This window comes from Synechococcus sp. KORDI-52, from assembly GCF_000737595.1.
Lineage (GTDB): Bacteria > Cyanobacteriota > Cyanobacteriia > PCC-6307 > Cyanobiaceae > Parasynechococcus.
This window is the reverse complement of record NZ_CP006271.1, coordinates 1023815-1048543: the sequence shown is the minus strand read 5'-3', so window position 1 is coordinate 1048543 and position 24729 is coordinate 1023815. Positions and strand designations below refer to the sequence as shown.

The 24729-nt window shown below is 60.1% G+C and carries 27 protein-coding genes and 1 pseudogene; 16 read left to right on the top strand and 12 right to left on the bottom strand.

The window, feature by feature from the left end; translation table 11 throughout:
* Positions 1-4: 4 nt before the first annotated feature.
* The 5 genes from fabZ to KR52_RS05235 are packed head-to-tail and all read right to left on the bottom strand — an operon-like array spanning position 5 to position 5165.
* Positions 5-460 (bottom strand): 3-hydroxyacyl-ACP dehydratase FabZ, encoded by a 456-nt coding sequence (fabZ, locus tag KR52_RS05255; RefSeq protein ID WP_038553335.1) that lies wholly within the window; start codon positions 458-460, stop codon positions 5-7.
* Positions 457-1284, bottom strand: a complete 828-nt coding sequence (lpxC, locus tag KR52_RS05250; protein ID WP_038553332.1) for a UDP-3-O-acyl-N-acetylglucosamine deacetylase — start codon at positions 1282-1284, stop codon at positions 457-459. The genes fabZ and lpxC overlap by 4 nt, the downstream gene beginning before the upstream one ends.
* Positions 1284-3479 (bottom strand): BamA/TamA family outer membrane protein, encoded by a 2196-nt coding sequence (locus KR52_RS05245; protein ID WP_038553328.1) that lies wholly within the window; start codon positions 3477-3479, stop codon positions 1284-1286. Before KR52_RS05245 ends, lpxC begins: the two co-directional genes overlap by 1 nt.
* A gap of 43 nt (positions 3480-3522) precedes the next feature.
* On the bottom strand, positions 3523-4275 hold the full coding sequence (purC, locus tag KR52_RS05240; RefSeq protein WP_038553325.1) for a phosphoribosylaminoimidazolesuccinocarboxamide synthase: 753 nt from the start codon (positions 4273-4275) through the stop codon (positions 3523-3525).
* Positions 4272-5165 (bottom strand): hypothetical protein, encoded by an 894-nt coding sequence (locus tag KR52_RS05235; protein WP_038553323.1) that lies wholly within the window; start codon positions 5163-5165, stop codon positions 4272-4274. The genes purC and KR52_RS05235 overlap by 4 nt, the downstream gene beginning before the upstream one ends.
* Positions 5166-5223: 58 nt before the next feature.
* Here KR52_RS05235 and purD point away from each other — a divergent pair, with 58 nt between their 5' ends.
* Together purD and KR52_RS05225 are read left to right on the top strand one after the other, a co-directional pair.
* Entirely contained in the window at positions 5224-6531 is a 1308-nt protein-coding gene (gene purD / locus KR52_RS05230; RefSeq protein ID WP_038553320.1) for a phosphoribosylamine--glycine ligase, read from the top strand.
* Positions 6528-8594 carry an ATP-binding protein gene (locus KR52_RS05225; protein ID WP_038553318.1) on the top strand — a complete coding sequence of 689 codons (2067 nt, stop codon included), beginning with the start codon at positions 6528-6530 and terminating at the stop codon, positions 8592-8594. The genes purD and KR52_RS05225 overlap by 4 nt, the downstream gene beginning before the upstream one ends.
* A gap of 1 nt (position 8595) precedes the next feature.
* On the opposite strand, the gene kaiC is transcribed toward KR52_RS05225, so the two are convergent.
* The 3 genes from kaiC to KR52_RS05210 all read right to left on the bottom strand — a co-directional run bounded on the left by kaiC (position 8596) and on the right by KR52_RS05210 (position 11446).
* Positions 8596-10134: a circadian clock protein KaiC gene (kaiC, locus tag KR52_RS05220; protein WP_038553316.1), complete on the bottom strand. Its 1539-nt coding sequence runs from the start codon at positions 10132-10134 to the stop codon at positions 8596-8598.
* Between the two features lie 65 nt (positions 10135-10199).
* Positions 10200-10565 carry a circadian clock protein KaiB gene (gene kaiB / locus KR52_RS05215; RefSeq protein WP_038553313.1) on the bottom strand — a complete coding sequence of 122 codons (366 nt, stop codon included), beginning with the start codon at positions 10563-10565 and terminating at the stop codon, positions 10200-10202.
* The gene (locus KR52_RS05210) at positions 10562-11446 is read right to left on the bottom strand and encodes a circadian clock protein KaiA (RefSeq protein ID WP_038553310.1); all 885 of its coding nucleotides are present in this window, start codon (positions 11444-11446) and stop codon (positions 10562-10564) included. The genes kaiB and KR52_RS05210 overlap by 4 nt, the downstream gene beginning before the upstream one ends.
* Before the next feature lie 132 nt (positions 11447-11578).
* Here KR52_RS05210 and rplU point away from each other — a divergent pair, with 132 nt between their 5' ends.
* A complete protein-coding gene (gene rplU / locus KR52_RS05205; RefSeq protein WP_038553308.1) occupies positions 11579-11944 on the top strand; it encodes a 50S ribosomal protein L21 in 366 nt (121 codons plus the stop codon).
* A gap of 50 nt (positions 11945-11994) precedes the next feature.
* Positions 11995-12261 carry a 50S ribosomal protein L27 gene (gene rpmA, locus KR52_RS05200; RefSeq protein WP_038553305.1) on the top strand — a complete coding sequence of 89 codons (267 nt, stop codon included), beginning with the start codon at positions 11995-11997 and terminating at the stop codon, positions 12259-12261.
* A 67-nt stretch (positions 12262-12328) separates the two neighbouring features.
* Here the strand turns inward: rpmA and KR52_RS05195 are convergent, their stop codons facing one another.
* Complete coding sequence (locus KR52_RS05195; protein WP_038553303.1) at positions 12329-13081, bottom strand: cyclopropane-fatty-acyl-phospholipid synthase family protein; 753 nt, start codon at positions 13079-13081, stop codon at positions 12329-12331.
* A gap of 41 nt (positions 13082-13122) precedes the next feature.
* On the opposite strand from KR52_RS05195, the gene truB reads away from it, so the two are divergent.
* The 11 genes and pseudogenes from truB to KR52_RS13565 all read left to right on the top strand — a co-directional run bounded on the left by truB (position 13123) and on the right by KR52_RS13565 (position 21185).
* Entirely contained in the window at positions 13123-14031 is a 909-nt protein-coding gene (gene truB, locus KR52_RS05190) for a tRNA pseudouridine(55) synthase TruB (protein WP_038553300.1), read from the top strand.
* 53 nt (positions 14032-14084) lie between these two features.
* On the top strand, positions 14085-14828 hold the full coding sequence (locus KR52_RS05185; protein ID WP_038553298.1) for a YebC/PmpR family DNA-binding transcriptional regulator: 744 nt from the start codon (positions 14085-14087) through the stop codon (positions 14826-14828).
* Positions 14829-14947: 119 nt separating this feature from the next.
* Positions 14948-15784, top strand: coding sequence for a PfkB family carbohydrate kinase (locus tag KR52_RS05180; protein ID WP_038553295.1), 837 nt, complete (start codon positions 14948-14950; stop codon positions 15782-15784).
* A gap of 86 nt (positions 15785-15870) precedes the next feature.
* Positions 15871-16149: pseudogene (locus KR52_RS15065) on the top strand (hypothetical protein).
* Positions 16150-16310: 161 nt separating this feature from the next.
* Positions 16311-16472 (top strand): hypothetical protein, encoded by a 162-nt coding sequence (locus KR52_RS14115; protein WP_156957591.1) that lies wholly within the window; start codon positions 16311-16313, stop codon positions 16470-16472.
* 96 nt (positions 16473-16568) lie between these two features.
* Positions 16569-17321 (top strand): sulfite exporter TauE/SafE family protein, encoded by a 753-nt coding sequence (locus KR52_RS05170; RefSeq protein ID WP_038556885.1) that lies wholly within the window; start codon positions 16569-16571, stop codon positions 17319-17321.
* A 568-nt stretch (positions 17322-17889) separates the two neighbouring features.
* Positions 17890-18138 (top strand): DUF1651 domain-containing protein, encoded by a 249-nt coding sequence (locus KR52_RS05165; RefSeq protein ID WP_038553293.1) that lies wholly within the window; start codon positions 17890-17892, stop codon positions 18136-18138.
* Positions 18139-19188: 1050 nt separating this feature from the next.
* Positions 19189-19566, top strand: a complete 378-nt coding sequence (locus KR52_RS05160; protein WP_253912453.1) for a hypothetical protein — start codon at positions 19189-19191, stop codon at positions 19564-19566.
* 816 nt (positions 19567-20382) lie between these two features.
* The gene (locus KR52_RS14110) at positions 20383-20646 is read left to right on the top strand and encodes a hypothetical protein (protein WP_156957590.1); all 264 of its coding nucleotides are present in this window, start codon (positions 20383-20385) and stop codon (positions 20644-20646) included.
* 67 nt (positions 20647-20713) lie between these two features.
* Positions 20714-20920 (top strand): hypothetical protein, encoded by a 207-nt coding sequence (locus KR52_RS05155; RefSeq protein ID WP_038553290.1) that lies wholly within the window; start codon positions 20714-20716, stop codon positions 20918-20920.
* Positions 20921-21014: 94 nt separating this feature from the next.
* Positions 21015-21185, top strand: a complete 171-nt coding sequence (locus KR52_RS13565; protein ID WP_071823080.1) for a Nif11 family protein — start codon at positions 21015-21017, stop codon at positions 21183-21185.
* Positions 21186-21215: 30 nt separating this feature from the next.
* On the opposite strand, the gene KR52_RS05150 is transcribed toward KR52_RS13565, so the two are convergent.
* The 3 genes from KR52_RS05150 to KR52_RS05140 are packed head-to-tail and all read right to left on the bottom strand — an operon-like array spanning position 21216 to position 23677.
* Complete coding sequence (locus KR52_RS05150; RefSeq protein WP_038553288.1) at positions 21216-21479, bottom strand: hypothetical protein; 264 nt, start codon at positions 21477-21479, stop codon at positions 21216-21218.
* A gap of 19 nt (positions 21480-21498) precedes the next feature.
* Positions 21499-22266, bottom strand: a complete 768-nt coding sequence (locus KR52_RS05145; RefSeq protein ID WP_051834275.1) for a glucosamine-6-phosphate deaminase — start codon at positions 22264-22266, stop codon at positions 21499-21501.
* Positions 22226-23677, bottom strand: coding sequence for a SpoIID/LytB domain-containing protein (locus KR52_RS05140; RefSeq protein ID WP_156957589.1), 1452 nt, complete (start codon positions 23675-23677; stop codon positions 22226-22228). Before KR52_RS05140 ends, KR52_RS05145 begins: the two co-directional genes overlap by 41 nt.
* Before the next feature lie 41 nt (positions 23678-23718).
* Here KR52_RS05140 and KR52_RS05135 point away from each other — a divergent pair, with 41 nt between their 5' ends.
* Positions 23719-24678: a ribonuclease Z gene (locus KR52_RS05135; RefSeq protein ID WP_038553285.1), complete on the top strand. Its 960-nt coding sequence runs from the start codon at positions 23719-23721 to the stop codon at positions 24676-24678.
* The last annotated feature ends 51 nt before the right edge of the window (positions 24679-24729 follow it).

Genomic DNA, 24729 nt, shown 5'->3' with positions numbered 1-24729 from the left:
GCGCCTAATCCACCAGGGAGAACATCAACTGGCCGGAGCAGGCCAGATCGCCGTCCACTGTTGCTTCAGCTTTGACCTTGCCGAAGCGTTTCCGCTTGAGGCTGAGGAGTTCGCAGTGGATCACCAGCTGGTCTCCTGGAACCACAGGGCGCCGGAAGCGTACCCCGTCGATGCCGGCAAAAACGAACAGGCCCTTCGGCAGATCGGGCATCTGGGTGACGATCAATCCGCCCACCTGCGCCATGGCTTCCACGATCAGGACCCCAGGCATCAACGGGCGCTCTGGGAAATGCCCCTGGAACTGGGGCTCATTCATGGTCACGTTCTTGATCGCTGTGGCCGAGACCCCAGGCTCATGGGCAATGACCCGATCCACCAGAGCGAAAGGGTAACGGTGCGGTAACAGACCGGCGATCTGCTCGCTGGTGAGCACAACATCTGGGGTGGAGGATTCAGTCACAAAGCGGCTGCGAGATCAGTGTGAAGACCATGGGATCCCTTGTACACAAGAACCTGTGCCTGGGGAAAACCGACGAGGGCCAGGTCGCCGATTAAGTCCAAGAGCTTATGGCGCACCGGTTCATCGGCGAACCGAAGCGGCGGATTCATCCAGCGGTCTCCATCACAGACCAGAGCGTTGTCCAGGGCACCACCCTGGATCAAACCGGCATCACGAAGCTGCTCCACCTGCTCCCGGAAGCCGAAGGTGCGTGCAGGGGCGATTTGATCGACAAACCCCTTGGGTGTGAGTTCCAGCGCGAAGTGCTGGCGGCCAATGGCCGCCTGAGGGAAATCGATAATGCCCACCACACCAAAGCGCTCCGATGGAGTGGCTGTGATCACGCTCCTGCCACGAGTGCGCAGCAGCGGTTGCTTCAGCTGTGGTGAAGCAGGCTTCGGCGTAGCAGCGGGGACCAACCCAGCAGCAGAAATGGCCTCCACCCAGCCCAGGGCCGAGCCATCAAGCAGAGGGACTTCTTGGCCACTGAGCTCGATCTCAACATGACTCAAGCCACAACCCGCCAGGGCAGCCAGGAGATGCTCCACGGTGGCCACCCTGCTGGAACCCAGATCCAAGGTGGTGCAAAGGGGGCTGTCACGCACCTGATCCGGTCGCAGTTGGATCGGTTGATCCATCCCGGGCAAACGCATGTGGAACCCCGGATGGTCCGTCGGCCGAAGCAGCACGGTGGCCTCAACCCCCGTGTGGAGGCCGACGCCGGAACGTGATGTCTCTGCAGCCAACGTCCAGGCTGCGGAGTAATCCTCAGGCCAGCTGGTCACTAAAACTTCCAGCCAACTCCAAGATTGAAGCGCCAGTCGGAGGCAAAGTCTTTGCTGGCAACTTCAAGGCGGATCGGACCAACCGGGGTGGTGACGATCACGCCAGTACCGACGGAGACACCTGAACCGTCTTTGTCCAGCAGCAGACCTGGCTTGCCGGGCACATTCTTCTGGGTGCCGAAATCAGTACCCGCATCCATGAACACCTCCCCTGAAAAGATGCTGATCAGGGGGAAGCGGTACTCGATCGTGAGCTCGGTGAAGGCCGTGGAGACCGCCAGATCACAGTCAAACCAACCTCGGATTGAGTTGGAGCCGCCCATGCAGAACGCCTCATAGGGGGGAGCTTCACCCATGATGGCTCCGCCCTTGACCTGCACACCGATGGCCTGGGGGCAATCGGCCTCCTCACCAGGCTTGGGACGGCAACCTTTATGGATTTTGAGCCAATCCACAGGGAAGAACTGCGTGTAACTGGCCCGCAGCCGATTGAAGGTGGGCGAATCGTTGTTAACCCCCAGGAACTGTTCAGTGCCAGCCGTGAAGAAGTTGCCGCTGGTTGGATTCCGGGGGTTATTGAAGTTGTTGTAGGTGGTAGCGAAACGCATCCCCACAAGGGTGTTGCTATCAGCGCAGTTGTATGAAACGCAAATGACGTTGTCGTTTTTAATTTTTTTACCCAGCTTTTTGGTGGAGACGCCGTAAGGCCTTGAATCACCGGCAAAGTTGATCGGCCGCACCTCAGCGAAGGACATGCCGGCCAGAACATTCCATTTGGCATCCTTGTACGGATCACCACCGTTCAAGGGACGGGCAAATGAGAAACTTCCGCCGGCCTTGCGCAGTACGACGGTGTCACCCTCGTAGTCGAACCAACTGCGATTGGGATATTCCTTATCGGCTTTGTTGACGCTGCCCGGGGCCTTATCTCCGTCTGTGAAGCCAAACTTCCGGCCGGTCCGATAAGCATTTTTGGTGTTGTTATCGACGTAATCCTTCGCTGTACGGATGTTGCCGTTGTCTTCGCTCTGAAAAACCTGAGGAACCTGCTGGCTTAGGAACACCGAGGTGCGGAAACTGGTGCGGTGCTTGTCGCCGTAGATCCAGGGGTCTGAAAAGCTGAGATCGGCCAAGCCGCCGAACTGGCCATAGTTGACATTCGTTCCGAGATTCCAGGCACGGCCCAGAAGATTGGTCTCCTGCAGCTGCACTTGACCGAACACGCCCTGGCTCTGGCTGTAGCCGAGACCGCCGGAGAGCTGACCGGTGGACTGTTCGACGATGCCAAGAACAATCACCACATCCCCAGGCTGCTCGGGCACAGGACGCAGGGTCACCTTCACATCACTGAACAACTGGGTGCCGTACAAGCGCTTGATATCGCTCTCCAACTGGGTGCGGTTGAAGGGATCACCCGGCTGAATCGAGACTTCCCGAGTGATCACCCACTCCTTGGTCTTGCCCCTGATGGGATTGCCATTCTCATCGGTGTCGTCACCCTCTTTGTTGAGGAATTTGACCTCGATGCCAGCCACGCCACCCTGAAGCAGTTTCAGCGTGACCACTCCCTCCGGACTGACCCTCTCCGGACCAGACACCCGAGCCAGAGAAAAGCCCCTATCGGCAAGGGAAGCCTGGAGTGACTTCATCCGCTGCTGCAGGTCGTTGAGGTTGAGGGTGCGGCCGTAATCCGACGCGAACGTCTCCTCCACCACTGCATCCGACAAAAGATCACCTTCGTCGCCGCTGACATCGACAGCCGTTAGCGGAGGGAAAGGCTCCACTTGAACAACAAGCTGAACGCCCAGGGGACCGTCCTGGGGAACGATCCGCACATCAGAGAACCAACCTGTGGCCTGAATGCTGTTTAGATCGTTCTGGAGTTCCTCCCGGGTGACACGCATGCCCGGACGCACCTGCATCGCGTCGTAGGTGGAAATCTGGAGACGCTCTTCTTCCGGATGGCCCTCAATCCCCTCAATTAGCACCTCAGAGATCAAGACCCGGGGCTGTTCCACCACGGTCTCCTCAACCTCATAGGTCTCGGTTTCCGTGATTGATTCCTCGAAAGGGCCGTCAACAGGGGTGGCCTCCTGGGCCAGCATGGACGGCGCAGTTAGGGGTATCCCCAGCATCAGGCCCAACACCGTGCGACGAACGGCAACCGAGGAGCGGTGGGACGAACGGCGGGTCATCGAGGCGCAGGCTGGGCCGAAGCCACAAAAACGTGCGCCGACCTTACAGGCAGTTGCGGGGGTTCGGGCAGGTGCCTTGGACCCGTTTGAGGACCTCCCCGTAGGCCTCCATCACTCCGCCGAGATCCTTGCGGAAACGGTCCTTATCCAGAATTCGGTCTTCGGCGTTGCTGTTGCGGCGGTCCCAGAGCCTGCAGGTGTCAGGGCTGATCTCATCGGCAAGCAGCAGTGTTCCATCGGACACCAGCCCTAACTCCAGTTTGAAATCGACCAGCTGCAGATCAATTTCTGCAAAAAAGGAAGTCAATACCGCGTTCACGCGGCGGGCCAATTGTTCAATCGCTGACAGTTGGGCGGAGTCCGCCACCCCCAGCAGCTGCACGCGGGCCTCGGTCAGCAGCGGGTCACCAAGGGTGTCGTCCTTGTAATAGAGATCCAACAGAGCTGGATCGATGGAGGTGCCCTCCGCGATCGGCGTCTGACGGCAGAGCGATCCGGTGGCGATGTTCCGAAGAACCACTTCCAGGGGAATGATCTCCACCCGTCGCACCAGCATCCAGGTCTCACCGGCCAGACCGCAGTAGTGGGTCGGCACCCCCTCACGCTCCAGCAGCTCGAACAACCGCGCTGAGATCTGGCAGTTCAGCCGACCTTTGTCATTCAGCTGAGCTTTCTTCTGAGCATTGAAGGCGGTGGCATCGTTCTTGAACTCCACCAGCACCCGCTCGGGATCCGTGCTCGCGAACACCCGCTTGGCCTTGCCTTCGTACAGCAGCTCTCCGTGATCGGGCGTCATGGCGACGGTGCAACGGCTGATGGTCTTACATCAGCATGGCCTCCAGGATCCCGCGGTGAGCGCAGCAGGGGATCGGGTTCGGCCTCAGGCTGCAGCTGCTGGAGCGCATAGCGGTCATCGAGAACAGTGGCCAGGCGCTGCATCCGCTGGCGCGGCCGCTCACCATCACCCCCTGCCGCCAGCTGCAGTTGCAGCTGCTGACGCAACAGCTCCATGGCCAAGCCCCAGGCTTCCCCTGCCGCCGCCTGCTCCAAGGCGGTTTCCAGCAATTGATCGGCTTGCTCAAATTGATCGGCGTCGAGCCATTGGGCAGCCCGCGCCAGCCGCCTTGCCCCCGGCACACCCGCCAGCACCCCCTGCAGTTGCACCTCCACGGCCACAGCACGACGCCCCTGGGCCGCCTCGTGAAGAGCCAGCTGATCCAAGCCGTTGGCCTGACCTGGCAACAGTGGCGCGTCCAGGGCGCTCAGGTTTCCGGCAACCAGGCGCCGCAACGCAAGGGCCGCCTGGCGATGATCCAGGGCCGCTGCGGCAGCACGCCAGCGCAGCAACAACCACTGCCGCCGTTCATCTCCCGTCCCGGGGCTGTAGCGGTTCATCACCACTGCTGAAGCTTCGGGTGCACCGCAGCTCATCAGGGCTTCGGCGTTCGCCAGCAACAGCGCCAACGAGTCGATGACCGGATGAAGCGCCAGAAGCCGATCGCGCAAGGCCTGCCGACGGCCATCGGAGTTCGCGATGCGGGGGTCAAGACAGGCCTGCTCCGCCGCGGCCACATCCATCTCAGCGAGAACGCTCTGAAAGCGTTCTTCGCGCATCACCTGCGGATCAGGGGCTGCCGTGACAGCAGCCAGAAGGGTGAGGGCGAAGGGGAAAAGGGGAGTCCCCATGGCGGGCTGCGGTCTACAAAGGAAAACCTACGAGGCCCAAACCGTTCCTCCCGCAACCATGGCCATTTCGACCACCCGTCCCAACACGCTGCCCGCCCTCAAACGTGCCCTCGTCGTCGGTGGTGGCGGCAGGGAACAGGCCCTGGCCTGGGCCTTGGGCCGTTGCCCCGGCCTGGAGACGGTCTGGATCACCCCTGGCAACGGCGGCGCTGAAGGCAGCGCCATGGCGGTGGGCGAAACCGATCGCGCGGGGTTGATTACGCTTTGCCAGCAGAACGCCGTCGACCTGGTGGTGGTGGGTCCGGAAGCGCCGCTGGCCGCTGGCGTCGCCGATGCCCTGCGCGATGCGGGCTTTGCTGTGTTCGGTCCTGGAGCGGAGGGTGCCCAGCTGGAGGCGAGCAAAGCCTGGGCCAAGCAGCTGATGCAAGACGCAGGGGTCCCCACGGCTGGCCACTGGGCGGTGGCGAATGAAGCGGAGGCTCTGGCGGTGTTGCGTGAGGTGCAACGCCCCCTGGTGGTCAAGGCCGATGGCTTGGCCGGCGGCAAGGGCGTCACGGTGGCGAACACGGTGAAGGAGTCGGAAACCGCCATCCACGAAGCCTTCGAAGGGCGCTTCGGTGCTGCAGGCTCCCAGCTGGTGCTGGAGGAGCGGATCGAAGGTCCTGAGGTGTCGGTGTTCGCCCTCTGCGATGGGGAGCGGATGGTGCTGCTGCCACCGGCGCAGGATCACAAACGGCTCAACGAAGGCGATCGAGGGCCCAACACCGGCGGCATGGGTGCCTATGCCCCCGCTCCACTTCTGGATGCAGACGGTCTGGCGGAGGTACGGCGCATCGTGCTCGAGCCCACCCTGAAGTCCCTGCGCCAACGCGGTATCGATTACCGAGGCGTGATCTATGCCGGCCTGATGCTCACCTCCGATGGGCCCCAGGTGATCGAATTCAACTGTCGCTTCGGCGATCCCGAATGCCAGACGCTGATGCCCCTGCTCGGCCCCGAAATCGCCGCGGTGCTTCAAGCCTGCGCCCTGGGCCGCCTCGATCTGGCCCCGCAGCTGAGCATCATCCAGCGTTGCAGCGCCTGCGTTGTAGCCGCCGCAGAGGGCTACCCGGAGGCCCCGCGCAAAGGCGATGCCATCCGCATCGACCTCGCGCCCAACCCTGATCATCAGCTGTTTCACGCCGGCACCCGCCGCGACAGCTCTGGCGAGCTGCGGACAGCAGGGGGCCGGGTGCTGGCCGTCGTCGCCCAGGGCGATGACTTCGATGCGGCCTTTGCCGGGGCCTACGACGGTCTCAATCAGCTGGACTACGCCGGGATCACCTACCGTCGCGATATCGGCCATCAAGTGCGCTCGGGCAGATGAGCAGCGGCAGCGGAGCAGCAATCGCTGATTGGGCCCTTCCTCCCAACGGTCAACCACCTGGTGAGGATCAAAGCCTCTGGGACCGCATTACCGCCTGGTGGGCTGAATTCACCCTCCAGACCAAGCTGCTGGCGATTGCCACCCTGGTGGTGAGCCTGATGATGACAGGCATCACCTTTTTTGCTCTGAACGGAATTCAGCGTGATGCCGTGATGAACGACACGCGCTACGCCAGGGATCTGGGCCTGCTGCTCGCCGGCAATGTCACCGAACTGGTGGCACAGGGGCAGGACCGGGAGCTGGCCAATGTCGCCGAAAAATTCTGGCGCTCCAGCCGCAGCGTTCGCTACATCTTCTTCGCCGATCCGGATGGTGTTGTCTACCTGGGGATTCCCATCAGCGGCACCCCGAGCAATGGTGACGGTGAACTGCGTCTCAACCGACGGCTCGAGCTCCCCGAAGAGCTGCGTCGACGCCCCCAGAATCCACTGGTGCGGCAACATCTGACGCCCCAGGGCGCCGTTACCGATGTGTTTGTTCCCCTGATCCGGGGAGGCCAGTACTACGGCGTTCTCGGCCTTGGGGTGAACCCGAACGAGACCGCACTGGCCAGTGCAGCTCTCACCCGTGAGGTGACGGTGGCCGTGTTCATTTCGATCTGGGTGCTGGTGATTCTGGGTGCGGTGTTCAACGCCCTCACCATCACCCGCCCGGTGAAAGAGCTGCTGCGGGGGGTGCGCTCCGTCGCCTCTGGCAACTTCCGAGCCCGTGTCGACCTGCCGGTGGGCGGAGAGCTGGGGGAATTGCTCACTGGCTTCAATGCCATGGCCTCCCAGCTCGAGGCCTACGACGAGGCCAACATCGAGGAGCTCACGGCAGCCCAAGTGAAGCAGCAGTCGTTGATCGCCACCATGGCCGATGGCGCCATGTTGCTGGATTCCGACGGCCGCATCGTTCTGGCCAATCCCACGGCGAGACGCCTGTTCCGCTGGGAAGGACGCAGCCTGGAAGGCCATGAGCTGGTGGGGGAACTGCCCGAACTTCTGGCGATGGAACTGCATAGCCCCCTCGATGCCCTGCTTGGTGGCTCTGCAGACAGTGAAGATCTGCGCTGCAGCGTTGGGGAGCCGGCCCGCACCCTGCGCATCGTTCTGCAGGCGGTGCGTGATGCCAACGGAGAAAGCCTCAAAGGCATCGCCGTCACCATTCAGGACCTCACCCGCGAGGTGGAATTGAATGCGGCCCAGAGCCGTTTCATCAGCAACGTCTCCCATGAGCTGCGCACTCCGCTGTTCAACATCAAGAGCTATGTCGAAACCCTGCACGACCTGGGCGACCAGCTCAGCCCCGACGAACAGAAGGAGTTTCTCGGCGTCGCCAACGACGAAACCGATCGGCTCACCCGACTGGTCAACGACGTGCTGGATCTCTCAAGACTGGAGTCGGGGCGAACGCTGCAATTCGAACCGATCAGCATGCGCCCGGCCATGGAGCAGACCCTGCGCACTTACCGGTTGAATGCCGATGATCGTCAGGTGGAGCTGGTGCTGGATGTTCCTGAAGATCTGCCTGAAGTGCTGGGCAATTGGGACCTTCTGCTCCAGGTGCTCGACAACCTGGTGGGCAATGCCCTCAAGTTCAGCCGCCCCGGAGGGCCTCTAGCCCTGCGTGCCTATCCCTGGCCCGATGCCTGCACGGTGCAGGGAATGGCGATCAGCGACAGTGACGGACCCACATGTGCCCTCACTTCACCGCTGCCCAAACTGAGGATTGAGATTGCCGACACGGGCTGCGGCATCAGCAATGCCGACCAGGAACGCATCTTCGATCGCTTCTTCAGGGTCGAAAATGCCGTTCACACGGAAGTGGGCACCGGACTGGGCCTTTCAATCGTGCGGGGCATTCTTGAGAAACACAGTTCAAAGGTGTACATGGCCAGTGAGCCCGACGTTGGCACCACCTTCTGGTTTGACCTGCCCCTGGCGGAAGCCGACCAAGATGAGCTTCAGCTGCAGGCAGAACGACGCAGCCGCAATGCCATCGCCGAAGCCGTCGACCCTTAACTCAGTCTTCGCTGGACACGCCTCGGGCGATGCGTGACAACTCGCTTCGCTCATCCGTGGTCACCCGATGGGGCACACCGGAGATGATTCGCTCGAAATTGGAGAAGGAATCCTTGATCTGAGGTCCATTGCCCGTGATCACGAATTCCCGGATGCCCTTGTCGTGCCAGGAGCCGCGCATCTTGAACACATTCAAGGCGCGGGCCATCTCACCGCGAATCTCCACATACTGCAGCAGCAGGATCGTGTCGGTGATCGTGGAGATGTGGGAGTCGGTGATCGAATGGCTGCCCATGAACTCCTCGGAGGTGTTCGTGAAGAAGCCCGCGATCTCCTCCTGCTTGGCGTAACCGGTCACCCCGATCACAAACTGACGGAAGGCGTTGTGGCTCACACCGCGTGCCAGGGCTGATAAGGAGTCGATCGCCATCCGCGAGGGCTTGAACTGGCTGATCTCTGTCTTGATGATCTGCAGGTGATCTTCGAGGCCTGTGGATTCGGGGTAGGCACAGATGATCTTCAGCAGACCGTCTTGCTCCATCTGCTCGAAATCGATCCCCCAGCTGGTGCCGTTGCGCAGCAGTTGAGCGCGCGATTCCTCATAGGCAAACAAGATGGCTCGTTCCTTGTTGCGGCAGGCGTCTTCAATGAACTTGGAGACAAGCATCGTCTTGCCCGTGCCAGTGGCACCGGTGGCCAGGATGATCGAATCCTTGAAGAAGCCGCCGCCGCACATGTCGTCGAGCCGGGGCACACCGGAACTGACCCGAACGTTGGACGACCGCTGAGTCAGGCGCATGGCCCCAAGCGGGAAGATGCTGATGCCGTGAGCCCCCATGGTGAAGGGAAACTCACCCTTCATGTGGGTGGTGCCCCGCAGCTTGAGAATCTCAAGGGTGCGCCGCCGCCGCTCTCCCTCGAGAACGTTGCGCAGAATCACCACATTGTCGGAGACGAATTCCTCAACGCCATAACGAGCGATCGGTCCGTACTCGTCGATGCGCTCAGTCGTCATCACCGTGGTGACGCCGATTTCCTTGAGCCGGGCGATCAAGCGGAAGATCTCACGACGCACGACAAACACAGCGTCGTACTGCTGGAACACCGCCGTGATGGAGTCGATGGCGACACGCTTGGCCTTGTACTTGCGGATGGCGTAGTTGATTCGCTCAATCAGACCGGAGAGATCAAAACTTCCCGCCACGTCCTGACCGTCGGGATCCGGGGAGGCATCAAGAATGAAGAGCTTGTCCTGCTCGACCATCTCCTGCAGGTTCCAACCGAAACTGGCGGCGTTGCGAAGGATGTCGAGGGGCGATTCCTCGAAGGTGACAAAGATGCCGGGTTCGTCGAACTGCTTGATGCCGTTGTGGAGGAAGTGCAGTGAAAAGACCGTCTTGCCGGTGCCGGACGTGCCACTGATCAGCGTGCTGCGGCCGATCGGCAGGCCGCCCTGGCACACATCATCAAAGCCCTCGATCCCTGTCGGGAGCTTTTGAACCTGCATCTGAGGCTGACCGCTGGTCGGAGGGAACTGCATGGCAACCACCTATGACTGGACCGTAGTGAGCAGGACATGGACTGTGCTGGAGAGAACCATGTCGCTTAAGGATCTGAGGGAATCGCCGTGTCGACCTCCTCATCAATCGCGTCGATCAGGGTCGAGTTGAGCGCCGAGTCGGACAATTCGTCGTAGAGCAGATCCAGGCCGATCAGCACCCGCTCCCGATCGGAAAGATCGCCGATGATGCGCCGCACCGGCGGAGGAAGAATCTTGGACAACGTGGGCGTGGCCAGGATCTTGTCCTCCTCCGCCAATTGCGGATTTTTCAGCACGTCAATCACCTTGAGGGCATAGACGCCGCGGAATTCGGTCTCGAGGATGTTGCGCAGCGTTTTCAAGGCCCGCATCGAGTTGGGGGTGTTACCCGCCACGTAAAGCTTGAGGATGTAGGTCTTGCGGGGACTCATGACGACTCCTCCGAGGCATCGAGCTGATCCGTCGGGCGACGTACACGGCTGGAGGCCGTGCCCGACAGAGGAAGGTCCGGCGGAATGGAGCGCCGGTACATCTCACACAAATGCGCCATCACGTCGAGAAGCGCAAGGCGGTAATCCTGAAGAAAGTCATGTTTGTGACCCTCCAGACTCAGTTGTTTCCAGAATTCATCGATCAGATCCACGTGGATCTCAACGGTGCGGGTGATGGGCAGATCACTGAAAAAAGCGGTGTTCACGAAGCTTTCCAGCGCCTGATTCGCAGTCGCCGGATCGCTGAAGTAACTCGCCAGCAGATCCCGGTAGGTGCGTTGGAGCGACAGCAGCAGATCCCGGCGTTCCTCAGGGGGCAGGCTGCCCAGGAAGCGGGATGGATCCCGTTTGTAGAAGACCCCTAGGTAGCCCAGCCGCTCCTGCAGACGATCGGAGAGATTGCTGACGGCGCGTGATGAGGAACTGCTGTCCTCCTGGCGGCCATCGGCGCGGCCCTGGCGTAGAAAGCGGGAAATGGCCGCATCCACGTTGTATCCCAGCTGGGCCAGCTGGTCGTGTGGAAGATGCAGCTCCTCGGGGTGGTAATCCACTTGCCCCTTAACCTCCCCAACGATCACGGCGGGGAAGAGCAGACCTGACGCCAGCAGTTGCTCCTTGGCCTCAGCATCAAGCAGGGTCTGTTCAATCACCACAGCATCAACGTCGTCCTGCCGGGGTCCGAGAACAACGGCCAGAGTCTCCCCGGAAGCAACAGTCAGAACAACGTGCTCATAACGGTTGGATGGCAGCCACTGGCGGCAGGAGTCCACCAGAGCAGGGCTACCCAGGACGAGAGCAACAGTGAGGGCCGGCCTGGCCATCCGAGCGTCCGAAGCGTCGACGTATCTAGATCTTGACGATGGGGCGCTTCAGAGCCGAAGATCTTTGTTTGTCTTTCGATTGCGGCTCAGGCCTGAATCGGTTCGCCGAGCCTGAGCGCGTCTTTTCACCCTATGGCCGACACGAAACCAGCCGCGGAACAGAGCGGGACCTACGCCATCGTTGAGGCGTCGGGCACCCAGATCTGGTTGCAGCCCAACCGCTACTACGACATCGACCGGCTTCAGGCCGAGGTGGACGACACGATCAAGCTTGAGAACGTGCTGCTCGTGAAGGATGGCGAGGGCACCACCCTGGGCCAGCCCTACGTCAAGGACGCCTCTGTGTCCCTCAAGGTGATGGCCCATCGCCGTGGCCCCAAGGTGATCGTGTACAAGATGCGCCCCAAAAAGAAAACTCGCCGCAAGAATGGTCATCGGCAGGAACTCACCCGGGTGATGGTTGAGTCCATCTCCGTGGGCGGCAAGGCCATCAGCTGACAGCTCCCGCTCGCCTCATCGACCGCCCCACCCACCTCCTTTTTCTTCTCATGGCACATAAAAAAGGCACAGGTTCAACCCGTAACGGCCGCGACTCAAACGCCAAACGCCTTGGCGTGAAGGCCTATGGCGGCGAAACCGTCACCGCCGGATCCATCCTGATCCGCCAGCGCGGCACCTCCGTTCTGCCCGGCATCAACGTGGGCAAAGGCAAGGACGACACCCTGTTCGCCCTCACCGATGGCGTCGTTAAGTTCGAATCGATCCGCCGCGGCCTGCGCAATCGCAAGCGCATCAACATCACCGCAGCAGTCTGAGTTTCGTCTCAAGCACGAATTCAAGGCCCGATGCCGTTGTGGCATCGGGTTTTTTGTTGCCTGACCCTCAGGAGCGGCGGTACAGACGGGCCGTGATCAAGAGGGGGTGAAACACCTCCAGGAACTGGGCCTGCAGGGTGCTGAAAAACCCGTCCACGAGGGCTGGATCGTCGAAGTGGAAGGGGTACTCCCCCTGATGGCCCTTGAAGAAGTACCAGTTGAGAAGAGCAATGGCCCCGGGAGCCATGCGCTGGTGAAACTCCTGCAACTGCGCCGAGGGATTCGGCAAATGTTCCAGCACATCGAGGCAGACGACTGCATCGAAACGCACATCGCCCGTGCTGCTGAGGTCCCGATGCACCGAAAGCTTGTCCGCCAGACCGAGGCTTTGCGCCCGTTGCTGGACAAAGGCCTGGTTGTGGGGATTGAGATCCACAAACCAGACGTGATCGACCTCCGACAGCGCCGCCGCCGAGAGGGCATGGGTGCCGATGCCACCACCGAAATCGAGCACCTGGCCCTGCACCGCCATGCCCTGCAAGCGCAGGGTGTCGGCGATGTAGTCCGCACTGGAAAGATGCCAGGCCGCCAGCTCCAGCAGGTGCCCCGTTCCGACTGTGTCTTCGTAGAAGGCGGTGGCATCCTCAGGACGGAACGCACCGGGATGCAGATCCGCCAGCTCGTCGGTGCTGCTGGGCAGACGCTGCTCCAGCTGCTCCGTCGTGAGATCGAGATAACGGCTGAGGTGCTGCTTGATGCCCAGCCCGTCCTCCAGAAAGGCGGAAACGTCCACATCCGTGCTGCTGCGGAGCTGGGGCATGGATGAACGTCAGGGCGCGGCCAACCTACGCAGCCGGCGGAATGCAACAGTCAGGGCATCCCGCTCCAGCATCGGTGAACGGCCCCTTCGGCTTCGTGGTGATCGACAAGCCCGCAGGCCTCACCTCCCACGCTTGCGTCAGCCGCCTGCGCCGCAGTTACGGCCTCAAGCGCGTGGGCCATGGCGGCACCCTCGACCCTGCTGTCACCGGGGTGCTCCCCATCGCCCTGGGGCCGGCCACCCGACTGCTGCCATACCTCCCCGGAGACAAGACCTACAAGGGCGTCATCCAGCTGGGCAGGCGCACCAACAGCGACGACCTGGAGGGAAAGCTGTTGGAACAACAGGTCTGGCCTTCCCTCAGCACAGACGAGCTCGATGCCGCCCTGGAGCCGTTCAGGGGCGCGATTGAACAACGTCCACCGCAGGTCTCCGCCATCCATGTGAATGGCGAACGGGCCTATGCCCGAGCCCGGCGCGGCGAAGCCATGGAGCTGCCGCTGCGGGCCGTCACCGTGCACCGGCTGAAGCTGTTGCACTGGAATGCCGCGCTGGGGCAACTGAACATTGAGGTGCACTGCTCCGCCGGCACCTACATCCGCTCGATTGCCAGGGATCTCGGGGCAACCCTCGGCTGTGGAGGTTGCCTGGCCTCCCTGCGTCGCACCCAGGCCCTGGGGTTCCATGCGCACCAGGCCCATCCTTTGCCGGAGCGAGACGCTCCGCCGCCCGATCCCGTCTCTCCACTGCTGGCTCTGGGCGCTCTGCCCCGGCGCAATCTCAGCGAAAACGAACAAATCGACTGGCGCTGCGGCCGGCGCATCGCGATGGAGCGTGGTGCTGGGGAGACTGTTGTGGTGTGCAATGCGGATGGAAGTTTGGCCGGCATCGGCCACCGAGAGGACGAGGATCTGTTGCGACCCAAAGTGGTGTTCGATGCAGCAGGCTGAACACACCCGATCGCTCAGTACTCTCCGAGCTCATCCCGCGCTGAGCTGACGCGATGGCTGGCCACAGCAAATGGTCCCAGATCAAACGCACCAAGGCCGTCGTTGACGCCAAACGGGGTGCGGTGTTCACCCGACTGGGGCGAGAGATCATGGTGGCGGCCAGGGCCGGAGCCGATCCCGCCGGGAATTTCCAGTTGCGAACGGCCATCAGCAAAGCCCGAGCGGCGGGAGTCCCCGCCGTCAACATCGAACGCGCCATCGCCAAGGGTTCAGGCCAGGCGGGCGATGGAGCCCAGCTTGAAGAGGTGCGCTACGAGGGCTATGGCCCCGGTGGCATGGCGGTGCTGGTGGAGGCGCTCACCGACAACCGCAACCGCACCGCGGCGGATCTGCGGCTGGCCTTCAGCAAGAACGGCGGCAACCTGGGCGAAAACGGCTGCGTGGCCTATCTGTTCGAACACCGCAGCGAAGTGATCCTCAATGCCGGCCCCGACGACGAGGAGCGGCTGCTGGACAGCCTCCTGGAGCTGGCCGCCGATGGTTATGAAATGGTGAACGAAGCCGTACTGGTGCACGGTTCCTTTGAAGCTCTCGAGAGCCTTCAGGACGGCTTGCACCGGGCTGGCTGGGATGTGCGGGAATGGGGTCATCACTGGTCCGCCCAGACCAGCGTCTCAGTCAGTGATCCCGAAACCGCTCAAAGCTGCCTGAAGCTGCTGGACGCCCTCGATGGACTCGATGACGTGCGAAGCGTCAGCGCCAATCTCGAACTGGCGCCAGACCTGCAGATCGACTGACATCAATGAATTCACGGCCGCGGCCAGCGTCATAGGCAACCCGTTGGGAATGGCCTGCAGGCCCCAAAGACTCTGGGCATCCCGTTGGGGGAGTTTGATGGGTTTTCAGCCGTCATGGACTGCCGTTGTCTTCCGCCTCCGCCCTGCCGCCCCTGCGCTTGGCCGTCGTCGGCCATGTCGAGTGGGTGGAATTTCTGGCGGTGGATCAGTGGCCCCGTCCCGGGGCCATTGGTCACGCCCTGCAGACCCTGCAGGAACCTGCTGGAGGTGGCGCCGTCGTTGCTGTGCAGATGGCGCGGTTGCTGCAGCAGCCCGTCCAGTTCTTTACGGCCCTGGGTCGCGATTCGGTCGGCGAAGCCTGCATCAAGCGGCTCGAACATCTGGGCCTTGATGTTCATGTCGCCTGGAGGGAGGCACCAACCCGGCGAGGTCTGAGCTTGGTGGATCGCGAAGGGGACCGGGCGATCACCGTGATCGGCGAGCGGCTGACCCCAACGCTCGACGATGACCTGCCCTGGGAGGCCCTCGGCGAATGCGACGGCCTCTTCGCCACCGCAGCTGATGCGCCTCTATTGAAAGCCTGCCGGTCGGCTGCAGTCCTGGCCGCGACTCCGCGGATTGGTTTGCCTGTGCTTCAGGAGGCCGGTGTAGCCCTCGACGCCCTGATTGGCAGTGGCCTTGATCCGGATGAGCGGGTGGAGCCGGAACAGTTGAACACAGCCCCCCACACGCTGATTCAAACCGAAGGTGCCGCAGGGGGCTTCAGCCATCCGGGCGGTCGCTATGCCCCTGCCCTCCTCCACGGGCCCTTGGTGGAGAGCTACGGCTGCGGTGACAGCTTTGCAGCGGGGGTGGTCACCGGCCTTGCTGCGCGCTGGTCCTTGGCGAAGGCCATCGCCTTGGGCGCCCAGTGTGGTGCCGCCTGTGCAACGCGATTTGGACCCTATGGCTCATGAACGGGGACGTTTCGCCCTGCTCGCGGATCATGGCTTCGGCTTTGAGTTGACGGTGTTGAACCTCAGGGTGCAGAGGACAGCAAGGCGTGATTAGCGCAGCATCAGCAGGCTGGGTGGTCATCACCTTGAACGTGATTCCGGGATGAGGCGCCGGGTACCTGCACCAGCGCCGCTGGAAGGCGTACTGGATCACATGTGCTCTGGCAATGACCTGGTTTGTCCTTGGTGCAGTGCTTGGAGAAGGAGCACAGGGCGCCGGAGACATCCAAAACCAATTGATTGGCTTACTTGGACCCGTCGCCCTCGCTGCTGGCACATCAGTGGAAGCCGGGCTCGCAGCCAAAAAAGCTCGTGAACAAAGCTGAGACGGTCTGAAGCAACAAAACTCTCATCGAAGCATCAGAACAAATCTCATCAATGCTCGCCCACTGAAAGAGCAAGGAGTGATGTAACCCAGGCTTTAAAGGCAATCTGTTTTTTCGCCTGAGAGAAGTAGGGAACCCTCATCTCAGAAATATCTGAACCCATGACCGGCAACTACCGCATTGCGTTCCTGCCGAGAGGACTGATTGCAACACGTCGAAACGACGAATCTGACGCATTTGGTGCTGAGCAGGCCCGAAGCATCTACAGAGATATTCTTCAAATTCAACATCACACCAAGAGCACAGACCAATCACCTGACTGAGCGCACAAACCTCATAAGATTCAAAAAGTTAAATTCATTGTCGCGCGCGACCAAATGTTGCTACCAGAAGGTCTACTGAACATCTGGAGACAGGGAATGAACGCATGGGAGATACCAATGCTTCTCATAGGTGGAGCATTTGCAGGAGCCCTCAACACCCTTGCCAGCAGCGGATCAGCGATAACGCTTCCTCTTCTGATTTTACTGGGAGTGCCGCCCGGCATCGCCAACGGGACGAATCGACTTGGCGTTTTACTCGGATCTTTCTCAGCTGTAATCAGCTTTCAAAAAGCAAAATCTATACCTTGGAGAAAAACCCTCGTACTGTCGGCGCCTCTCGCGACAGGAGCAATCCTAGGGGCCAGAGCTGCAACATATCTGAATGACGACAGAATACAGCTTGTGATCAATATCGCAATATTTACCGCATTGGCCATTCTTGTCATTGGATCAAAGAGATTTATTTTTTTAAAAGAATCTCGTCAAGACAAAGAAAGTCGCTTCATACTTCCAGCACTTTTCCTGGTGGGCTTTTGGACTGGATTCATAGTCTTAGACTCCGCCACATACATGATTCTTGCATTGGTGATGCTTGGCTCCATGGATGTTACCGAAGCAAATCCCATAAAGGCAGTATTTCTGCTGACGGCTTCAATACTCTCCATCCCCATCTTCTTTTTAGAAGGCAAGATTGACTGGGTACCTGGCATCACATTAGCCGCTGGAGGCGCTTTAGGGTCATGGTGGGCAGCAAAAGTTGCCCTACAACCTTGGATTAAAAAGTGGATTTATTTCCTTTTAATAGCAGTAGTCAGCATCGAACTTATTGTGATGATAATTGGAAACTAAGACCAAGACCCAATAACTAAAATCAAAAACTCCCAATCCATTTCTCACATCAAATCAGGCTTGTGCTGGTTCGAAGCATGAACACTCATATCAAAAATGTCTGCACCCTTACCCAACAACGCCTGTACTGCCCCGTCCCTGCCTGGACAACGTGTCTCAGCAGGGACAGGGCAATGACCTTGGCACCAGATCGCACGGAACGTGAAGCCAAAACTGTCCACACGAGGATGCAGATCAATAACTCACGTCATTTCACTCACGCAGATCACTTCCGGAGTACTGAAAACCAGAAACAGAGGCAAGTCATCGGAATCAAACGATATTTGCGGCTGATTCGACAGTGAATGCTGTGGGGGAGAGTCCAGGTGGTCCTCGATCCCCCTCAGGGTTGGGGAGAGTCCGTTAGGCCTCGATCCCCGCGTGGCGGCCGGTTTCCCTGCCAGACCCACACCATCACCATGGCCAGCAGCTGGTGGGTGGTGGCACACTTCCACAGGTTTTCTTCAGGCGACAGCATTGCAGCGCCACCACACCCGTCGCTAGTACGGGCGTACTTGCTTGATGGTTGATGCGCGAAGGCTGGCTGATCGACCGCGACAACTACTGGATCTGGCGCTTCCACCGCGACGAGAAGGCATGGATCCGTGACCCAAAGGTCTTCGCGGATCGGGGGCGGACCATGCCCGATGGCCCACCGCTGCTCAAAGAACGCCGCTACCTCGGCAAAGAAGCTGCCGACCAGTTGTGGCAGTCACTCCAAAGGCAGGGCTGGACACTGCTGAAAAACCCTGCCTGGTGCAAGGCAGCAGAGGTCTAGCGGGCATCAGCAGCTCTATCGCCGAAACCGGATTTTGACGGCCTGGGGCCTTGAGGCAGAGCTGCAACCATCCTCTCAAAAGCCTTCGATTCCCAAGGGCTGAGCAGATGGTTCAGACGTAATCAACGTTCAGTTGACATCGAGGTGGTCGGCTCCTCCGACTCGGAAGCGATGGTCGCTCTCAGCAACCCTGGCGAAGGATGGCGAGGCGCATATCTCTAATCAGATGTTGAGGGAGAAGCGGGCTAGGGAACCCGCGATCATTCCAGCTCCCAAAGCGTTTGAAGTGGTGCTCGCGCCCTGTGAATCATCAGGGATCCGGAAAGAATGCCCACTAGGCTGAAATGCCTAATTTGGTGCGGAATACACAGAAGCGAGGCGGCCTCTGAGGCAGATTTGGGAGAAGAAAAGTTGTTCCTTCAATGCGTCGACCCCAAGAGGGGTGGGCTGAGGGCCCTTTCCTTTTTTATTGCCTGCCTGGACCTGAAACCGTCGAAGCCTGGATCTGGCTGAGTCCTGCACTCCATCAGGCCGTAGCAGTGAGCCTGGAGGCACAAGACGCAACGCTGCGAACAATGACCAGAAAACTGCGTTTCCGGCGGAAAAACAAAACCAAAGCACTTGATCAACCGGTAAAGGTGGGATCTGATTTTTTTCAGAACAACATTGCCCTCATGCAAACAACATCTTCCTCAGCAACGTGTTAAGACGGTCAAACAACATCGATATACCAAAGAAAATTTTATACAAGTTAATTATGGGTTTAATGTGGACTGGTCCAACCATTGGCGAAAAAACAATCCTCTAACGCCCCTGGTCCTTTGGGCCGCCCCGATTTCTTGCCTGATCTGCAAGCATCCATGGGCGCACTTCAAGCAAAAAAGAAAATATTTTCCAGCCACTATCACGTCTCTGGCAGCTCTTGTTGTGGCAACCGCGCTGATTCATCTCGGATTGCAACCTGTGGGGGCCTTTTCGGACCTGGAGGCTGGTTTTTCTAGCTGTTCATCACTAGCTTATGCCTAAATTTACTTCAAGTAAAAACTGAACATGATTTCTAAACTCGAACTGCCCATGTCCATCAGGGGAGCCAAAGCAGCGATTCGCACCACACTTACCGCCACCACCATCGCCATCGGTGCCCTGGTTACACCAGCACAAGCCGACACTGCTGATGTTTGGTGTTTCACCCAGGAGAATGGGTTCCCACCGACTGAACTGAAGCCGTGCGGCTTCAGCCAACGACAAGGCAATGTCAGGGTTTATCGCGGCAGCGTCGATTACTTCTTCGCTTCTGAACAGGATGGCAAAAGCTACGAGCGCGTTGCCGATGAAGGTGGACTTGTCTTCAAATCACCAAGGGGGCAGCTGAGAGTGTTCTGGGAAAGACCCTGTAACGAATGGAACGGCTGCGCAGGGGGGAGCTGACAATGGAAGCAGCATTTGTTCGAGCCCACAAAAGGAGATTATTCAAGGCAGTCACGACCAACCCGTAGCTCAAAACACCCGCGTTGCTCTGTTTCTGGCCGGAGAACAGATGACTGCCCTAAAAGCAAACGACCCTGCGCTGTTGAAGCCATGATTAGCTGTGGCTGTGCAACAGCAAGGGGAATATTCAGTGAACATCTGTTGCTGGACCGTCTCCTGGAGGAGCGCATGGAGGTCATCGTCTCGTCCTTTTTGGGGATGCGACTTGAACTCATTTCGATGAAAATATAAAGGCTCGCCAAGGACAGCTTCGCCGACTCGTGATGCTGAATTTGGTCCTGATCGCCGGATCACCTTTAGCAGCGTAGGTGGGTTTCTTCGGGATGTGGTGTGATCCGAGAGCTAAAACCGAGCCCTGGAGATGCATCCACTACCCCATTGGGTTTCTTGTCTAAACGAGAACAATCCCAACTCTCGCAGCAAAAAGTGTCTACCTACAAACAAAAGGGGAACAGAAGAAACCGTCAACGACACCCCGAGACAAAAGACGGGGCTGACATTGAAGCCGCTTTACAACTAAATATGCCTAGAAATAGCTGTAGATTTTTGATAAAAAAATAAAAAGCCTTGAAAGAACGGCAAACACACTTGCTGACTGCTTTTTAAGTTTCAGATCAATGGTGGAGTAGACCACTTTGACGTCCTCCCATGCCCTGAAGAGACAACCAAGCCGGTGCTTCAGCTCTCCAATTCTTTTCGCGGATACCTACAAATACAAGTGGATGATGTATTCACCGTTGAAATTTTGAAGATGGCATGACTCCGCCCATCAACCTCAGGCTAGGACAGTTTTCACCATGCGATTCTTTTTACCAAAAAAATCAATTGCATCAATATCATTTGAAAGATTTGGTGGTCAGAAGACGTCATCATCATCGCCGCCACAGCAACCGTGACCTCTACCCGATGGCACCAGAATCAACCCCTGCGATCTGCCCTGACCAAGGCCAAGGCCAACAAACAACTGGTGGGCTGAAGCACATCACCAAGGGATCGGCAGAGTCAAGCTGCGGCGACTGATGTTGCTCCATCTGGGTGTGACCTCAATTACCCCCACACGCTTCTTCGGCAAGCTCCCCCGCGACGCATGGATGTCCTGAACCAATCAGCAGAGTTTCTTCTCCAAGACGACTGCCATGGATGGATCGACACCTCCTCCAATGACAAAGACAGCCCCTCAGAACTTCGGCTTTTGGGACTGGAGCAGGGTCACAGCCAAACCTTGGACAAGGCGGAGCTTCAGCTCCAACCTCGCTATCCCGACAGTACTGGAGAGCGATTGGCAATGATCTGAAGTTTATTGTCAGCAAATCCGCACGAAAGCTTGCGTCCCTGAGCCCCATGCATCCCCACCGCTAGGCCGAAGACATCCCTTCTGGAGGATCACCATGTCCATGAAACAGCTGGAGACGTTCATGTCGCGGGTGCAGAGCAACGATTCAATCCGCGATGAGGTGCAGCGCTGCGGCAAGGACAACTCATGCGTGGTCAAGGTCGGAGCCAAACACGGTCACAAGTTCTCACCGGCCCACCTGAGCCGCTGGCAAAAGGAACACTGACACCTGACCAGGCCGGCGGCTGGAGCCCCCTTAGGGGGACTCAGTCGCCTTCTCCTCCTCGCCATCGGGTTGCTGACGGATCATCCGCGCCAGCATCTGCAACTTGGCGTTTTCCGATTCAGAGGCCCGGGTGGCCATCCAGGCACTGGCCGCCTTCTGCTGGGCCAGCTGCTGCACCAGCGCAAGAGCCGTCTCGCGCAACTGCTCAAGGTCCTGACAGTCCTGAATGAAACGCGTCCAGCGTTCCGCTTCAAAGTTCTGTTCGAGACGCCGTTCCACGGGGTCGATGCCCATCGCCTGTGATCTCGGCTCTTCAGGCTAGAGCCGCCGCATCGCACCAGAGCCACACATTCGGATGGGTCAGCAGCCAACTGGCGGGCAGCGAAGAGTCAGGCTCCGTCAGGGCCAGCAAACGCTTGAGGATGCCTGCCTTGGCGGCGCCAGTCACCACCAGATGAATCTCAGCAGCCTCAAGAATCTCCTGAAGACCAAGGGTGATGGCCCGCTGGGGCACGGCCTCCACGCAACCGTCAAAAAGCTCCGCGTTCTGATGCCGCGTTGCAGGCGTCAGAACCACCTCGTGGCAGTGCTGGTCGGGTAAACAAGGCGGCTCATTGAAACCGACATGTCCATTGCTGCCGAGCCCCAGCAGCTGCAGTCCGATGCCCCCGCAGCGCGTGAGCTGCTCCCCGTAAAGCTGTGCGGCAGCCTCTCCGTCAGCGGCGGTGCTGTCGGGAAGGTGCACCGCTGAAGGGGGCAACCCCAGCGGTGCAGCGAGGTGGTGGGTCATGTACGCCCTGTACCCCCGGGGATCCTCGGCGGACAGCCCGAGATATTCGTCCAGGTTGAAACTGCACCAACGGGCACGCAGCCCCTCCAGCTCATCGGCAGACCACAACAGCAGCCGTTCCACCAGGGTCCGGTACAGCGGCTCCATGGTTCGCCCCGTGGCCAGACCCAACGGCTTCAGGAGGTGAGGCCCCTGCCAGCTGCGCAAATGACGCTCCAGATGAGCCGCCAGTACAGCGCAGAGATCCGTGTCACTGGAATGACGCTGCAGATGACAGGGAAACCGTGCCAAAGGGCAAAACCGGAGTCTCCTTCCACAGTGGCTTGATCGGAGGCTTCAGCGCCAGCGACGGGTCGAAATGCGGCCGGTAGGGCATGAGCTCCGCACCGCGGTAATAGTGCTGAAGAATCGCGCGGAAGTCCGCGCCCTGCTCCGCCAGACCGTGGGCCCCCCACTGGCTCATGCCGACGCCATGGCCATAGCCCTGGCCCTTCACCAGCAGCTGGAGTCCGCCGGCAGACCAACGACGGATCGAGGTCTTGCTCACCAGCAGCGGCGGCGGAGCCACCAGGAGCGGCCGCCATCGTGGCTTCTGACGCGCCACGGACGCTGTGATCCGACTGATCCGGGATGCATTGCTGGCGGGTGTGGTCACGCTCCCCACTGGAAGATCCACGGGCGGCCGCTGAGCCCCGCTCACCATCTCGAAGCTCACCAGGGTGCTTTTGAGACCCAACCGTTTGCGCAGCTCACCACCACTGAGAACCAGCGATCCGCGTGGTCCGCGCAACCGGGCCTGCCGGACGCGACCGCTATCGGACCGACTTAGCACCTCAACAGCCTCAAGCCCACCGGTTTCCGGCAGCCGCTGGCGTAGGCCAGCCGGATCAAACCATTGCTCCCATCGGTGCACGGGACTGTGCTGGTCGTGGTCGGGAACGCTGACCAGATAGGGGTGCTGCCGGCGCCAAACCATTCCGCTCGCCTCGGTCACCCCGCCGGAACTGCTGTGGAACACCGCATCGATCAGGCGACCGCCATGCACAAGCACCAGGGAACGGGTGCTGGCCACCGCTTGCCGGGTGCTTGGGGTTTCGGACTCCACGCCGCGGTACACCTGACTCGCCACCGTGGCCTTCACATCCCAGGCGCCACCACGGCTGCGTTGTTTCAGCGCATAGGTGCGGGCCGCCACCGCCTGGGCCTGCAGGGCCGCCAGAGGCCAGCGATGAGGCATTTCGCTGCCCACAACACTGGCGAGATAGGTCTCGATTCCCAGACTGTTGACCACCCGAAGGCTTCCGCCCCGCCCACTGATGCGCAGAACCCCGCGGTAACGACGGGAGCCCAGCCAGATGCCCCGTGGATCATCGTTCTGCACCGTGAGCAGGGTGCTGGATCCCAGCGCCATCGAACGGCCATCAACCGTGGCGCTCAGACGCCTGCCCTGAAGACTGAGCTGCAGGCGTTGCGGTTGTCGTTCGCCGCCGGGGAGCCCCTGCACCAGCAAGGGCTTTGCACCGTCGGAACGAAGGCTGAGCTGGGTGTCCTCAAGCAGCAGAACACGCATCTGTGGCTCCCGACCGCGGGCGCACGCCGCTGGTGTTGGAGCGATCAAAGCGACGAGCACCAGCCCGACGGCAACGGAGGTGCAACGCACGCTGAGAATCAAAAGGCGACCCAGTGTGCCGCCTGATCCCACGTTCAGCCAGATGGCAGCATGAGCCCTGAGGAGCACCGGCCTTGCAGGTCACTTTTCTCGGTACGAGTTCAGGGGTGCCCACCCGGGCCCGCAACGTTTCAGCTGTGGCTCTGCGCTTGCCGCAGCGCTCTGAGATGTGGCTGTTCGACTGCGGTGAGGGGACCCAGCATCAATTCCTGCGCAGTGACCTGCGACTGTCCCAATTGCGCAGGGTGTTCATCACCCACATGCATGGCGACCATATTTTCGGGCTGCCAGGGCTGCTGGCGAGCCTCGGCCTTGCCGGCAGCAGCCCCGCAGGGGTGGACCTGTATGGACCGGATCCACTGGAGAGCTACCTGAACGGGGTGCTGCGCAGCAGCTCCACCCGCATTGGCTATCCCCTGGAGGTGCATCGGGTGAGGGCTGCCGCCGAGCAGGGCACGCTGCTGTTCGAGGACGAGGACTTCACCGTGCGCTGCACCCCGCTCACCCACCGCGTGCCGGCCTACGCCTATCGCATTGATCAGAAGCCCCTGGCCGGACGGTTCAATATTCAGAAAGCCAGGGAGCTGAACATTCCTCCCGGCCCGGTCTACGCCCAGTTGAAGCGGGGCGAAACGGTGACCCTTGAGGACGGTCGCAGCATCGACGGCACCAGCCTCTGCGGAGAAGAACGACCCGGCGTGAGCGTCGTCTATTGCACCGACACCGTGTTCTGCGATGCGGCCGTGGAGCTCGCCCAAGGCGCGGACCTGCTGATCCACGAATCCACCTTTGCCCATGGGGAGGCAGAGATGGCCTTCCAGAAACAGCACTCCACCAGCACCATGGCCGCCCAGACGGCCTCTGAAGCTGGTGTTGGGCAGCTGGTGCTGACCCACCTCAGCCCGCGTTATGCACCGGGCAATCTTGTGACCCCTCAAAACCTGCTGGACGAGGCCAAGGCGATCTTCCCCAACACGCTGCTGGCCAAGGACTTCCTCAGCATTGAGGTCAAACCACGCTGCAACAGTTTGTGATCCGGCCTCGGAGGGTCACTTCCCCGTGATACAAGAGCTTGGTGCGGTGAA

What these genes read in the sequence shown, in the direction of transcription:
- KR52_RS05245 (WP_038553328.1), bottom strand. Translation starts at nt 3,479, where the DNA reads ATGACCCGCCGTTCGTCCCACCGCTCCTCGGTTGCCGTTCGTCGCACG.
- purC (WP_038553325.1), bottom strand. Translation starts at nt 4,275, where the DNA reads ATGACGCCCGATCACGGAGAGCTGCTGTACGAAGGCAAGGCCAAGCGG.
- KR52_RS05235 (WP_038553323.1), bottom strand. Translation starts at nt 5,165, where the DNA reads ATGGGGACTCCCCTTTTCCCCTTCGCCCTCACCCTTCTGGCTGCTGTC.
- purD (WP_038553320.1), top strand. Translation starts at nt 5,224, where the DNA reads ATGGCCATTTCGACCACCCGTCCCAACACGCTGCCCGCCCTCAAACGT.
- KR52_RS05225 (WP_038553318.1), top strand. Translation starts at nt 6,528, where the DNA reads ATGAGCAGCGGCAGCGGAGCAGCAATCGCTGATTGGGCCCTTCCTCCC.
- kaiC (WP_038553316.1), bottom strand. Translation starts at nt 10,134, where the DNA reads ATGCAGTTCCCTCCGACCAGCGGTCAGCCTCAGATGCAGGTTCAAAAG.
- kaiB (WP_038553313.1), bottom strand. Translation starts at nt 10,565, where the DNA reads ATGAGTCCCCGCAAGACCTACATCCTCAAGCTTTACGTGGCGGGTAAC.
- KR52_RS05210 (WP_038553310.1), bottom strand. Translation starts at nt 11,446, where the DNA reads ATGGCCAGGCCGGCCCTCACTGTTGCTCTCGTCCTGGGTAGCCCTGCT.
- rplU (WP_038553308.1), top strand. Translation starts at nt 11,579, where the DNA reads ATGGCCGACACGAAACCAGCCGCGGAACAGAGCGGGACCTACGCCATC.
- rpmA (WP_038553305.1), top strand. Translation starts at nt 11,995, where the DNA reads ATGGCACATAAAAAAGGCACAGGTTCAACCCGTAACGGCCGCGACTCA.
- KR52_RS05195 (WP_038553303.1), bottom strand. Translation starts at nt 13,081, where the DNA reads ATGCCCCAGCTCCGCAGCAGCACGGATGTGGACGTTTCCGCCTTTCTG.
- truB (WP_038553300.1), top strand. Translation starts at nt 13,123, where the DNA reads ATGCAACAGTCAGGGCATCCCGCTCCAGCATCGGTGAACGGCCCCTTC.
- KR52_RS05185 (WP_038553298.1), top strand. Translation starts at nt 14,085, where the DNA reads ATGGCTGGCCACAGCAAATGGTCCCAGATCAAACGCACCAAGGCCGTC.
- KR52_RS14115 (WP_156957591.1), top strand. Translation starts at nt 16,311, where the DNA reads ATGACCGGCAACTACCGCATTGCGTTCCTGCCGAGAGGACTGATTGCA.
- KR52_RS05170 (WP_038556885.1), top strand. Translation starts at nt 16,569, where the DNA reads ATGAACGCATGGGAGATACCAATGCTTCTCATAGGTGGAGCATTTGCA.
- KR52_RS05165 (WP_038553293.1), top strand. Translation starts at nt 17,890, where the DNA reads ATGCGCGAAGGCTGGCTGATCGACCGCGACAACTACTGGATCTGGCGC.
- KR52_RS05160 (WP_253912453.1), top strand. Translation starts at nt 19,189, where the DNA reads ATGATTTCTAAACTCGAACTGCCCATGTCCATCAGGGGAGCCAAAGCA.
- KR52_RS14110 (WP_156957590.1), top strand. Translation starts at nt 20,383, where the DNA reads ATGACTCCGCCCATCAACCTCAGGCTAGGACAGTTTTCACCATGCGAT.
- KR52_RS05155 (WP_038553290.1), top strand. Translation starts at nt 20,714, where the DNA reads ATGGATGTCCTGAACCAATCAGCAGAGTTTCTTCTCCAAGACGACTGC.
- KR52_RS13565 (WP_071823080.1), top strand. Translation starts at nt 21,015, where the DNA reads ATGTCCATGAAACAGCTGGAGACGTTCATGTCGCGGGTGCAGAGCAAC.
- KR52_RS05150 (WP_038553288.1), bottom strand. Translation starts at nt 21,479, where the DNA reads ATGGGCATCGACCCCGTGGAACGGCGTCTCGAACAGAACTTTGAAGCG.